Consider the following 13,089-nt stretch of genomic DNA (forward strand, 5'->3'; position numbering starts at 1 on the left):
GTAAATATTTGTCAAAAATTTTAAAAATGATAACTGTTATATTATAATTGATTATTTATGATTGCAATTACAAAAAAAGAGGAAGTTGTTTTAAATCAAGTTGAGATATTTAATCAAGAGTATTCAGAGGGAGTTCCTATTAGGATTTTAAAAGAGGAATTGGGATTTCATGAGTATGATTTAGTTCAAATCTTAAAGACTTTAACTGAAAAAAAGTTAGTTGAATTTAATGAAAATGCAGTTAAGTTAACTATTTCTGATAAGGAGATTAATGCAGTTAAATCCAAAAAAGATGTTGAAGAAATTGAATTAAATATCCAAGAAAAAGAATCTTATAATTTGATTAAAGAGCTAGTTGATGATAAAAATTTAGTTTCTAAGTATTCTTTAGAAGGACATTTATTATATGGTGATTTAAAGCTTTCAAATTTTAAAGTATATCATATTATTCTGTCTTTAGAAAATAAAAATCTCTTAAAACCTATTAAAAAGGATGATGGGGATTATTATTTGCTTGTTGGATAAAATTTTAGTAATATAAATTTTCTATTTTTTCATAACATTTATATATGTTAAATTTAATATTATATCTAAATCACTTTATTGTGAAGGTTTTAATATGATGAGAATAAGTATGTCATTACCAAAAAAATTATTGGCTGATTTTGATGAAGTTTTAAAAGAAAGAGGGTACCAGTCTCGTTCAAAAGGTATTCGTGATGCACTTCAAGATTATATTGTAAGACATCAATGGATGAATGAAATGGAAGGAGAAAGGATAGGAATCATCACTATTATTTATGATCATCATTATACTGGAGTTATGGAAAATCTTGCAGATATTCAACATAGTTTCAGAAATGAAATTAACATGAATATGCATCTTCATATGACTGAAAAATATTGTATGGAAATTGTTGTTGTTAATGGAGATATTGGCGAAATTCGTGAATTAACCGATAAAATAATGAGACTTAAAGGAGTAGAACACGTAAAACTCACAACTACTGCTAATGGTGAAGAATTTAGTGATCCTGATCATAATCATAATCATCCACATCATCATTAATTTTATTTTTTTTTTAACATGAAATTTAAAACAACTCCTTATCATTTTGATTTATTAAAAGATGGGGAAAGAATTTCTGCATTTTATGAAGCTATTAATGCTTTGGAAAATAATCATGATTTGGCTTATGATTTAGGGTGTGGGAGTGGAATTTTATCTTTTTTCTTAAACCCTTATTTTAATAAAATTATAGCTATTGAACAAGATGTTAAATCAAGTATCTGTGCTGAAGATAATTTAAAACAATTTAATAATATTCATGTATTAAATGAAGATGTTTTAACTCATGATTTTTCTAGAAAAGCTGATTTAATTGTTTGTGAAATGTTAGATACTGCACTTATTGATGAAGAAGAAGTTCCAGTATTGAATCATGCAAGAAAATGCTTAAAAAAAGATGGTAAAATAATTCCTGAAGGGATTATTAATATTGTTGAACTTGCAAGTTTGGAAAGGAATTATATTCATTATGATGAAAATGTTAATTGTGAAATCCTGTCAAATCCGGTAATTTATGATGAAATTAATTTTTTAGATGAAATTAATCCTAATTTTGAAAAAGTTATAACTTTAAAAGCTAATAAAAATTCTTTAGTTAATGGGATAAAAATTACAACAATCACTAAATTAAATGATAATTTGGTTTGTGGACCTACACCTATGTTAAATCCACCATTATTAATTCCTTTAGATGAAAAAAATGTCAAATGCAATGATTTAATTAAGGTTAAATTAAAATATATTATGGGAAAAGGAATTGGAACTATTGAAGCAAATTATTATTAGGTGATTTTATTTCATTTAAAAATCAATTAGAAGAATTTTTAAAAGATAGTGAAAAAGTAATTATTTTAGGGATTGGAAATGAACTTAAATGTGATGATGGGGTTGGTCCTTTTGTAGTTAATGAATTAAAAGATTTATCAAATCCTAATTTGATAATAATTAATGGTCAAACAGTTCCTGAAAATTTTACAGGTAAAATTAGAAAAGAACAACCGACCCATGTAATTCTTGTGGATGCTTGTTTAATGGGTTGTAATCCTGGAGAATTTAAAATTGTAAATAAGAATGATTTTGTTAATATTGGAATTTCAACTCATTCTATGTCTTTATCTTATTTTGTTAAATATTTAGAACGGGATAATGATTTTAAAATAATATTTGTGGGTATTGAACCTGAATCTATGGATTATTCTGATAAATTAACACAAATAGTTCAAAATGGAGCTTATAAATTTATAAATATTTTAAGGGAGATTTTATGAAAATTTTATTTATTGGTTCAAGATTGTATGATGATATAGATTATTATGTCAAAGAAAATGGTGTTGAAAGTATAATTACTGAATCTAATGAAGACGCTATTAATTTAGATTTACCTGATCAAGTTTTTATTGTTCCTAGAGGTATGGAAAGTCCAAAACAAATAGCAATTAGTTTGGATGTAGATGCTATTGTACCTTTAATTGGTATTGATCCACCTTTGATAGAAGTAGCTAAAATGAAAGAAGAACTTGAAAATGAAACTGATATTCCAGTAATTGCAGCTAATGTTCGTGCAGTTACTTTAACTTCTGATAAAATACAAACTAAGAAATTTTACAGGGAAATTGGTGTTGATACTCCTCAATATCAAATTTTAACTAAAGATAACTTTGAAGATGAATTGGATATTGAATTTCCGGTTGTCTTAAAACAAGGTTATGGACAAGGTGGAAAAGATATTAAAGTAGCTAAATGTCTAGATGATATTAATGAATACTTTGAAGAATTTAATCAAGCATTATGTGAAAAGTTCATTGAAGGATCTGAAATTTCTATTGAAGTATTAGGTTATAATGGGGAATATATACCTTTATCTCCGATTTATAAAGGTGAAACAACTTTGGAAGGAACACATCCTTTAAATAAAGTTAAATGTGCTCCTTGTTTGATTGAAGGATTAGATAATAATCTTATTCAAAGAACAGCATATAAAGTAGCTAAAAATTTAAATTCTGATGGTATTTTTGAAATGGATTTTATGTTTTCTAAAACAGAACAAAAATTATATGCAATTGAAGTTAACACAAGACCAAATGGAACTAGATATTTAACAACTGCTACATGTGGTGTTAATTCATTATGTGAATTAGTAAATATGGCAATGGGTAAATTTTCTATTGGAGCTGTTCAGGATAAATTAGGTTATTATTATGCTACTGAAATTCCAATTGGAAATTATGATGGTCCAGATTTAAATGAACCTTTAAAATCTTTTAGAAATAATGATTTTGTAGTTCATGGTCCTGAAGGATATCAAAGAATTACAATTAGGGCGAATTCAAAAGAAGAATTAGATAATCTTGTTAAAGATTTGATTTAATAACAACTTGACACTATTAAATTAATTTTATATAATATTAACACTAAAATTAATATGATATATAATTTTATATGTGGTAAAATGAATAATGGGGATATGTTAGTTCTTTTTTTAATAACAGTATGTGGTGCAATAATTTTTACATATTGTGTTAAAAGAATATTACTCAAAGCAAGGATAGCAGATAATCCAATTGTAAGTGAACATAGACATAAAAGCGGTACTCCAACAATGGGAGGTATTGCATTTTTATTTGTAATATTAGTGATTATTGCTATTTACTATAATAATACTCCAATTTTAATCATGTCTTATATTATGCTTGCAGGTGGTATTGTAGGTTTAATAGATGATTTAATGGGTCTTAAAGTTAAAGAAATTCAGAAAATTGTTGTAAATTGTTGTGATGAAATAATTACTTTAGGTAGGCTTGATGTTGAACCTGATGAAGAAGTTAGAGTAGCTACTCCAAAAGCTAAAAAAGAAGTTGATAAATTACTTAAAGATGGTAAAGTAAAAGTTATTGGCGAAGTTCCAATTAAGACGGAACCTGGAGAATTTGAAAAAATTATCTGTCAAATTCTTTTAGGGGTATTGTTAGGTATAACTGGTGTTGTAACTACTATTGGTGGATTTAATTTGGGAATTTTAGCATTTCCAGTAGTTATTATAGCTATTTTAGGTTGTATTAATTGTGTGAATTTAATAGATGGTATGGATGGTTTAGCTGCAGGAATTGTAGCTATTGCTTCATTTGCTTGCTGTTGTTACTTATATTTATTTGGAGACATTGGGAGTATTCCGGTATTTTTAATTTTAACTGGATTATGTTTAGGATTTTTAGTATTTAACAAATATCCAGCATCTATATTCATGGGAGATACTGGATCATTTGTGTTAGGTACTGGTTATGCAGCAGCTGTTCTTATAGCAGATATTCCTTATTTTGGAGTTCTTGCATTAGGTGTTCCAATAGCATCTGTTGTAGTTAGTTTGTTACATAGGGCACATATTATTAAATTGCCTGTTGAACCATTACATCATACATTAAATCATTATGGTATGTCTGAACGTAAGATTGTATTTAGCTATTGGGGCGTTACAATATTATTATGTGTAATTGGAATTCTTGCTAAATTGTATATATTCTAATTACTTTTTTTCTTTTTTCTTTTTTTGGTGATTTCAAATGATTATTCAAGATTTAACTAATTTTATTAATGGCAATATTATTGGAAAAAATGATTTTTTTGATAATAATGGATTTACTGGAAGATTTACATTTTTAAATGATGCTGTAGAGGGAGATATTGTAATAAGACATAAAATTAATGGTAAAGGTGTTGAAATTGCAGCTGATAAAAAGGCAGCATGTTTGATTACACAGACTCCACAAGATGATGCTTGTGATAAAGCAAGGGAATTGGAATTTCCTTTAATAATTGTGGATAAAATTGAGTTAGCTACAGCATTTGCTCTTAAATGGACTATTGAAAATTTTTCTCCAGATTCAAAAAATATTATTATAACTGGAACTAATGGAAAATCAACAACATCTCATTTAATTTATCACATTTTAAAAAATGCAGGTTTTCATGTTCTTACAAATACTGATAGTGAATCAGAATTTAATACTTTAATTGATCCAATGGTTTCTAAATTAATTTCTGATGAAGTTAAATCTAATGGAAAATTGGATTATTTAGTTATTGAAGTTTCAGAAGTTCAAGGATGGTTAGGGAATTTAATGAAACATCATGCTTATTTGATGGCTAATGCAGTTAATCCTAGTGTTGGAGTAATAACAAACATAGCTATGGATCATATTGGTCTTGTAAATTCTGTTGGTGAAGTTTTCAATGAAATAAATCAAGTTCCTAAAGCTATTGGTGATGGAGTTACAGTGTTAAATTATGATGATGAATTAGTGATGAAATTATCTCCGAAACATCCATTTTTATGTTCTATGAATAAACTTGATTCAAAAAATAATAATATTTATTATGATAATGGAATATTTTATGGTGGAGAATTAATTTTAGAAAATAAAGATTTGCCTTTTACTTCTCATCATTTTGTTCAAAATATATTATCTGCAGTTGCAGCATGTATTTCTTTAGATATTTCTATGGATGATATTATTGAGGGTGTTAAATCTTATAAAGCATTAAATAGAAGATTTTCAAAGCTTAATGATAATCCATTAATTCTGGATGATTTTGCACATAATCCTGATGGTATAAAAGCTACAATTGCTGAAACTCTTAAATTACTTCATGAAAACCAAATTTTATATGTTGTATGTTCTATTAGAGGTTCTAGGGGTGTTGAAATCAATAAGTTAAATGTTGAAGCATTAGTAGAATCTATGAATGATAATATAAAATTAATTTTATCTTCAAGTAATGATGTTGTAGACAATTTAAATTTTGTTGAAGATGAGGAACGTGAAATTTTCTTTAAAGTATTAAATCAAAATAATATTGATTATACTCATTTTGATAATTTAAATGATTGTTTAAAAAATACCTATGATTGTGCTGATGCAGAAGATATTATTTTATTAATTGGTGCTCAAGGAATGGACCCTGCAAGCGGTATTTTGGAAAATATTTTAAGGAAATAATTTAAATATTACAAAATTTTAATATATTAATTGTAATTTGTTTTTCTAGTTATATACTAATGGAAAAATTTAGAGGACAAAAACATGTTTATAAAGATAAGAAGAGATACATTAATAATTTTATTATTAGCATTTATCTTGATTCTTTGTGGTCGTTTAATAACTTATGTTGCTTATGCATCCTCTGATGAAGTTACGGATGGTGTTCCTATTTCTGGAATCATTGTTAAAGGTAATGATGTTGTGCCTGTAGATGTTATTAGATCTAATGTTATGCAGTCTGGTTTAAGGGATGGTAGTGTAATTCATGGAGATATTTTACAAACTTCTAAGAAAGAAGTTTCGTTGCAGGATTCGATACAGACGGCTCAAGATTTTGCAAAACGGTCAACAGTTCCAGGAACTTCCGTTGCACCTATTTCTGCAGCAGATGTTCAGGTGGATAAAAACACAGGTATTGTTACAGTAACGGTTATAGAGGATTTCTCGTCAGTTGAATTAACGAATACAACAAATTAAGAGAATAGAGGGATAGTTTGAAAAAGAGTATACCAATAATTTTCTTTATAATATTTATGATGTGTATAAATAGTGTAGCTGCTACTTGTAATGTAATGGTTATTACTGATCCTACGGGTAAGGATCCCAATGGTGCTGCTGCTGGAAGTATGTCATTTGCAGATAACATGTTCCAGTCAACATTTTTAATGTCTAAAGAACATCATTTTGCAGTTCTTTCAGGGGGTACTGGTGGTTCTGATTCTAGGTTGGATTCAGTTGTTCAAGCTGTAGCATCTTTGGAGAATAATGCTTCTGCAGCTTCTGCAGCATCAATTGCTGGTAAATATCAGGGGGCTCGTCTTATTGTAGGTGGTCCTGATATAGGTATTGCTATTGGTGGTTCTTTTGATGCATATGTTGTTACTGTAGATGGTAATGGTTCTATTACTGTAACTCCTTATTCCTCAACTTCTGGTGGGATGGCTACTTTAGAACCTGGACAAAAAGGAGCTATTATTCACTTAAGAAATTCAGAAGGAAATCCATTATATGGTACTGCAGCTACTGTTCGTAAACAAACTGCAATTAATATTGGAAAAATGATTAGGGACGGATATCCTGCAACTACTATTGTTTCTGAAGCTATGGGTGAAGTAGCTAATGATTCTGGTGAAAAATATGGTGGGGGTGCAGTAAACCTTGTATCAGGATTATCTACTGGGGATATGTTCACTCCTAAAGAATTAAATGAATCTGGTTATCCTATGAATGAAGTTTATTCAAAGTCTTGTGATGATTGTGGATGGTCTGTAGGTTATCCATCATCTGAGAATTATGAAGTTTGTCCAGTTTGTAATGGTCCATTAACAACAATTTATGCATATGAAGCGCTGGGAAATGCCATTACTGTTACTTCGGATTCTGTGAGTGTTTCAGTATATGGAAGTGAAAAACAAGGACTTGCATCAACTACTCAACAAATTGTTGAAGCATCTGTTGCTAAAAATGGATATGATGCATCAGCCATTGCAACTTCAATTAATAAAGGTATTAATAATGGTCTTTTAGTTGGAGTGGATCATGTAGAACCTAAAGATATTAATGTTAAAAAAGATTCTAAAGCAGTTGGTGTGTATTTCACAGCTTTAAATGGAGATAAATCTTCTCCATCATGGGATTTACCAGTTGATGCAAGTGTATTGAATATTTTAGGCAGTGTACAAACTGCAATAGGAGTAATTTTAATATTACTTGTAGTATTTAGAAGTAGGCTACTAAAATCGTTCCAAAATAGGTGAAATTTTTTCACCACTAATTATTTTTTTAAAAAAACAGTGATAATATGGCATTGGTCTTAATAAGAGGAGAAAACAATTCAAAACTACTAAATGCAATAGCAGACATGGAAAGACATGGAAATTTAAATTTAGCAACTAAACCAAAAGTAATTGATTCAAAATTTGCAGATTCTTTAGTTGAAAAAATTTTAAACTCTAAACTTAGAACTAGTTCTAAAGTTGCTACTGCATTTTTTGTCAAAGAGGATATAACATTAAGTATTATGCAGATTAAAAAAATCCATCCTCCAGCTCATGTTGTGGTTGTTAGTGATGAGTATGATGTTTTTAATCAATTAAAAAATAAATTAAATAATGCTTCTGATTTTAAAGGATATTATTCTCATAAAGCTAAAAATGGTGGAAAAATAGACTATAAAGTAAAAGGAAAAGTAAAACATATTGAAAATAAGAAGATAAATAGCTATTCAAATAAATAGCTATCTTTTTTTAATTTTAACAACATTACCAAGGGTACGTCCTTGTGATGAATTACCCATATATTGGCTTAAGTCTAATTCTTCCACATTTTCAATTAATGTAATATTTAAAGCATTTTCTAGTTTTTTAGTTAATCTTATATCTGGAATCATTTTACCAGATTCAATTCTATTTATAACTGAAACTTTTTCATAAATTTCATGCCCTAATTCTTCTCTAGATAAGTTTTTAGACTCTCTAGCTTTTCTAATTTTTATGTTGAAATCTTCAACTAGTTCTTCTTTTGGTTCATCTTTAGAATAATTTTGTTTAGTTTTTTTAGTTTTAGGTTTTTTTGATTTTCTAAATTTTGGTTTTGGAGGTGCTTTTTGTATTTTTCCAAGTTTAGCACATTCTTCACAAACAATCATAACAGATCCTTCAATTTTTGCTTTTGTTGGATTGTCAGATACTTGTTTACCACAAATTTCGCATTCCATATTAATCAGTTTTTTCCTAATTTAGTTAAGTTAGTATTTATTGGTTAATATATTAATTAATTTCCCATAAATTTTAAATATTATCATATATTAAATACCATAACAAATACATTTAAATATGTTAATGTTACTAATGGTTATTAAAGTAACATAGATGTCGAAATTATGAAAATTTTCAATCAATATTATTGGAGATGAATCACATGGATAATATTAATGATTTGGAGAATTCTTCAAAAGAGCAGTTAGTTGAAAAAGTTGAATCAATGCAAGAAGAAATAGATTCATTAAAAGAAGAAAACTCCAGAGCTAAAAGTAATTTAATGTGGAAAGTTAGGAAATTAGAAAAAGATAAAGTCCTAATTGAAAATGAAAAAATTAGATTAGAGAGGGAAACAAAATCCTTACGTTCTGAAGTAGAAAGATTTAGATCCCCTCCATTAGTTTTAGCTACTATTACTGAGGTTTTAGATGACCATAGAATGACAGTTAAAAGCAGTACTGGTCCTAGTTTTTTAGTTAATTATTCAAAATTTTTAGATGAAAAATTATTGGTGCCGGGTTCCAGAGTGGCTTTAAATCAACAAACATTTGGTATTGTAGAAGTTTTACCATCAGAAAAAGATGCTAATGTTTCAGGTATGGAAATTGAAGCAAAACCTGATATTACTTATGATAAAATTGGTGGTCTTGAAGAACAAATAATTGAAGTTAAAGAAACTGTTGAACTTCCTTTAAAAGAACCAGAATTATTTGAAAAAATAGGTATTGATCCTCCTAAAGGAATATTATTATATGGTCCTCCAGGAACTGGTAAAACTTTACTAGCAAAAGCAGTAGCTAATGAAACAAATGCAACTTTTATTAAAATTGTAGCCTCTGAATTTGTTAAAAAATACATTGGTGAAGGAGCTAGACTTGTTCGTGAAGTATTTGAATTGGCTAAAGAAAAAGCACCAGCTATTATCTTTATCGATGAACTTGATGCTGTTGCAGCTAAAAGACTTAAAAGTTCAACTAGTGGGGATAGGGAAGTTCAAAGAACTTTAATGCAATTACTCGCAGAACTTGATGGATTTGAATCTAGAGGAGATATTGGAATTATTGGTGCAACTAATCGTCCAGATATATTAGATCCTGCATTATTAAGACCAGGTCGTTTTGATAGATTTATAGAAGTTCCACTTCCTAATGATGATGGAAGAAAACAAATCTTAAAAATCCATACTAAAAATATGTCTTTAGACGAAGAAGCAGACATTGATTTACTTACTGAGTTAACAGATGGTCTTTCTGGAGCTGACTTAAAAGCAGTTTGTACTGAAGCAGGTATGTTTGCTATTCGTGAAAAAAGAGATAAAGTTAATGTAACTGATTTCATGGATGCTGTAGAAAAAGTTCTTGATAAAGAACGTGATGATGAATTTACTAAAGAAGCAGGCGTAATGTTTGCTTAAATAATTTACTAAGCCAATGATGAACCCTATGAGCTCTGATATGTGATGAATGATGGGCGAGCTGAGGCTTACTTTTTAAATTTTATTTTTTTTCTAAAACTTTATTTAAAATTAAATTCAAATATTATAATATGTTGTTCAATAAAAATGATAAAATAGCTAATGAAAAAATTATTTATCAAACTAAACCTAATATGCTTTTAGGATGTAAAAAGGCTATTTTCGGGGTTATTTTGTTAATAGTTGTTTTATCTGTTGCATCACCAATTATTTCTTTCATTGGTGAAATGCAAGTGTATTTAATATCTTATGTTAAGTTATCTTTAACTAGATATGCTGCTATAGCACTCTTTGTAATTATTCTTTTTATTATTTTGTACATAATAGGACAATTGATTAACTGGTATTATATGGAATATATTTTAACAGATTCAAGAATTATTGTTAAATCTGGTGTACTTTATACTAAAAAAAATTACATGCCTTATGGAACAATTCAGGATGTAAGTAGTTCTCAAAGTATTATGGCTAAAATATTAAATGTTGGAACAATTTCGGTTTATAGTGCTTATGATAATAATCAGATGAAATTAGCTAATATTTCTAATGTTAGTGAAGTGGAAGATATAATTTTTTCAAGAATATCTAATCACACTCAGGAGTATCATTCAAATAATTTTACTCGTGATAGATTATATAAACATAATAATATTCAAAAAAGAGAGTATCATCCTAATAATGATTATTATGAATCTTATAAAGAAGATTATTCTCAGAACTTTTATTTGGATGATAATGAAAATTATGAATCTTATGATGACTATTATGAAAAAGAACCAAGTAGAAATTATGAATATTATCCTGAAGAATTGAATTTTGAAGAAGAAAAAAGACATAATTATGAATATGAACCTTATCATGATGACTATTTGGAAAGAAATATTGGGGAAGCTATTGATAATCTGGATAATGATTATCCAGATAGAAACCAGTATAATGAAACTATGAATGATTATTCTTATGGTGATGAAGATTATTATGTTGAAAATGAAGGTGAACTTTATTATAATGATCCAGATAATCAAGACACTCAACTTGAAGAAACTCACCACCACCAAGCAAATGATTCTAAGGAAACTATTATTAGAAGACATTTTGATAAATTTAAAAAGTAATTTTTTTTAAAAAAGTATTAGGTGAAGTTAATGGAATTACTATGTATACAGTCTCAGGAACATGATGAATTACCTCTTGCAGAATTAAATGCAGTTGTTAAATGTGAAAATATGAAGTTAGATATATCTAAAATAACTGATGGTTTAATTCTATTAACTGATATTTCTAATGAAACTTTAGATAATTATTATCAAACACTTGTAAAAAGATTAGGATACACTCATGAGGTTGATGAAATAATATTAAAATCTTCTTTAGATACCTTAGAAGATGATATTTTATCTATTGAATGGAACAAATATATATCTAAAACTTTTGCAGTAAGAGTTAAAAGATTTAATTCTTCAATTGACACAGTAGCTACTGAAAGGAATGTTGGATCATTAATTTTATCTAAATCTACTAATATAAAAGTAAATTTAAATAAACCCGATTCATTAATAAGATTAATTGCTTATGAAAATACTGTTTATATAGCTATTGAAAAATTTAAACTTAATAAAAAACATTTTGAAGAAATAAAACCTCATAAAAGACCATTTTTTTATCCAGGTTCAATGAGTCCTAAATTAGCTAGATGTATGGTTAACTTATCACGTGCGAAATCTGGAGATTTAGTTTTAGATCCATTTTGTGGAACCGGAGGAATTCTTATTGAAGCTGGTTTAATTGGATGTAAAGTTGTGGGATCTGATGTTAATTGGAAAATGAAAAATGGGAGTGCAATTAACTTAGAATATTGTGGAATAACTGATTATCGAACTTTTAATGTTGATGTTCGTGAACTTAAAATGTATGAAAAAGTAGATAGTGTAGTTACAGATCCACCTTATGGAATTTCTACTTCAACTGGTGATGTTAATGGAGATGAAATATTCAATGAATTTTTCCGTTCTATTTATGATAATATGAAAGATGATGCATATTTGTGTATGGCAAGTCCACATTATGTTGATTTAAATCCTATGATTGCTGAAGTTGGATTTGAATTAGTTGAGCAATATAAAATTAAAATGCATAGAAGTTTAACAAGAGTGATTTCAGTTATTCATAAGAAAAATATTTAGATTTTTTATTTAATTTATAAGTAAATAAGTAAATTTATATATTGGTTTGTTAATGTAATTTGTTTATTTATAAATAATATTTCTTTTTTTCATAAATTCTTTTTTTGTATTTATTCCTTTAATTTTTTTGTTTTGTTTTTCGGTTTCAAAAATTGCTATTTCATATTTAATTAAATTTTATTTTTAGAGCAATTATTAGATTATTTATTCTATTTTATTGTTTTATAATTTTTTAATTAATATTATTCTATTTAACTAATTTTTGCAATAGTTTTTAATTAATTTTGTTAATATAATTTCTCTGTCTATTAGATGTGCTATGTGTTATATGGCGTTGGTCTAAGTTACATTGTATTGACAATTATAACTATGATGACTGCTTTTCCACATGTAGCTAAACATATTTAATGAGCACTTGAGTTTTTTGAGTGTGATGTTGGTTTTGTAGATGTGGTGAATTTGATTTCATAAGTGTTATCAAATTAGTGTATTTACTCGTCTATATTTTTTTAGCGTACTTCATAAATTAGCTTTTTTATGATATCTGCTTTTATCATTCAATTCTGTT

General features: G+C 27.5%; 14 protein-coding genes. 13 read left to right on the top strand and 1 reads right to left on the bottom strand.

Translation table 11 applies throughout. The features are described from left to right. Positions 1 to 57: 57 nt before the first annotated feature. From Q0984_RS06550 to Q0984_RS06595, 10 genes are all read left to right on the top strand, one after another. Complete coding sequence (locus Q0984_RS06550; protein ID WP_299525370.1) at positions 58 to 525, top strand: hypothetical protein; 468 nt, start codon at positions 58 to 60, stop codon at positions 523 to 525. 94 nt (positions 526 to 619) lie between these two features. Further along, positions 620 to 1,069, top strand: coding sequence for a nickel-responsive transcriptional regulator NikR (nikR, locus tag Q0984_RS06555; protein ID WP_299525373.1), 450 nt, complete (start codon positions 620 to 622; stop codon positions 1,067 to 1,069). Positions 1,070 to 1,087: 18 nt separating this feature from the next. Continuing rightward, complete coding sequence (locus Q0984_RS06560; protein ID WP_299525376.1) at positions 1,088 to 1,855, top strand: methyltransferase domain-containing protein; 768 nt, start codon at positions 1,088 to 1,090, stop codon at positions 1,853 to 1,855. Positions 1,856 to 1,917: 62 nt separating this feature from the next. Next, on the top strand, positions 1,918 to 2,337 hold the full coding sequence (gene hycI, locus Q0984_RS06565; protein WP_365907166.1) for a hydrogenase maturation peptidase HycI: 420 nt from the start codon (positions 1,918 to 1,920) through the stop codon (positions 2,335 to 2,337). After that, a complete protein-coding gene (locus Q0984_RS06570) occupies positions 2,334 to 3,437 on the top strand; it encodes a carbamoyl-phosphate synthase (RefSeq protein ID WP_299525379.1) in 1,104 nt (367 codons plus the stop codon). Before hycI ends, Q0984_RS06570 begins: the two co-directional genes overlap by 4 nt. Before the next feature lie 69 nt (positions 3,438 to 3,506). Then, a complete protein-coding gene (locus Q0984_RS06575; RefSeq protein ID WP_299525415.1) occupies positions 3,507 to 4,589 on the top strand; it encodes a glycosyltransferase family 4 protein in 1,083 nt (360 codons plus the stop codon). Between the two features lie 37 nt (positions 4,590 to 4,626). Next, the gene (locus Q0984_RS06580; protein WP_299525382.1) at positions 4,627 to 6,063 is read left to right on the top strand and encodes a Mur ligase family protein; all 1,437 of its coding nucleotides are present in this window, start codon (positions 4,627 to 4,629) and stop codon (positions 6,061 to 6,063) included. 84 nt (positions 6,064 to 6,147) lie between these two features. Continuing rightward, positions 6,148 to 6,582, top strand: coding sequence for a hypothetical protein (locus Q0984_RS06585; protein WP_299525384.1), 435 nt, complete (start codon positions 6,148 to 6,150; stop codon positions 6,580 to 6,582). A gap of 56 nt (positions 6,583 to 6,638) precedes the next feature. Further along, positions 6,639 to 7,862, top strand: coding sequence for a hypothetical protein (locus Q0984_RS06590; RefSeq protein WP_299525386.1), 1,224 nt, complete (start codon positions 6,639 to 6,641; stop codon positions 7,860 to 7,862). 44 nt (positions 7,863 to 7,906) lie between these two features. Then, positions 7,907 to 8,341: a DUF356 domain-containing protein gene (locus tag Q0984_RS06595; RefSeq protein WP_299525388.1), complete on the top strand. Its 435-nt coding sequence runs from the start codon at positions 7,907 to 7,909 to the stop codon at positions 8,339 to 8,341. Here the strand turns inward: Q0984_RS06595 and Q0984_RS06600 are convergent, their stop codons facing one another. Further along, the gene (locus tag Q0984_RS06600) at positions 8,342 to 8,821 is read right to left on the bottom strand and encodes a multiprotein bridging factor aMBF1 (protein WP_299525391.1); all 480 of its coding nucleotides are present in this window, start codon (positions 8,819 to 8,821) and stop codon (positions 8,342 to 8,344) included. A 221-nt stretch (positions 8,822 to 9,042) separates the two neighbouring features. Here Q0984_RS06600 and Q0984_RS06605 point away from each other — a divergent pair, with 221 nt between their 5' ends. From Q0984_RS06605 to Q0984_RS06615, 3 genes are all read left to right on the top strand, one after another. Then, positions 9,043 to 10,278, top strand: a complete 1,236-nt coding sequence (locus tag Q0984_RS06605) for a proteasome-activating nucleotidase (RefSeq protein WP_299525418.1) — start codon at positions 9,043 to 9,045, stop codon at positions 10,276 to 10,278. 131 nt (positions 10,279 to 10,409) lie between these two features. After that, positions 10,410 to 11,453: a PH domain-containing protein gene (locus Q0984_RS06610; RefSeq protein WP_299525394.1), complete on the top strand. Its 1,044-nt coding sequence runs from the start codon at positions 10,410 to 10,412 to the stop codon at positions 11,451 to 11,453. 30 nt (positions 11,454 to 11,483) lie between these two features. Further along, complete coding sequence (locus Q0984_RS06615) at positions 11,484 to 12,521, top strand: TIGR01177 family methyltransferase (protein WP_299525397.1); 1,038 nt, start codon at positions 11,484 to 11,486, stop codon at positions 12,519 to 12,521. The last annotated feature ends 568 nt before the right edge of the window (positions 12,522 to 13,089 follow it).

The sequence above is a fragment of the uncultured Methanobrevibacter sp. genome, from assembly GCF_934746965.1.
Classification (GTDB): domain Archaea; phylum Methanobacteriota; class Methanobacteria; order Methanobacteriales; family Methanobacteriaceae; genus Methanocatella.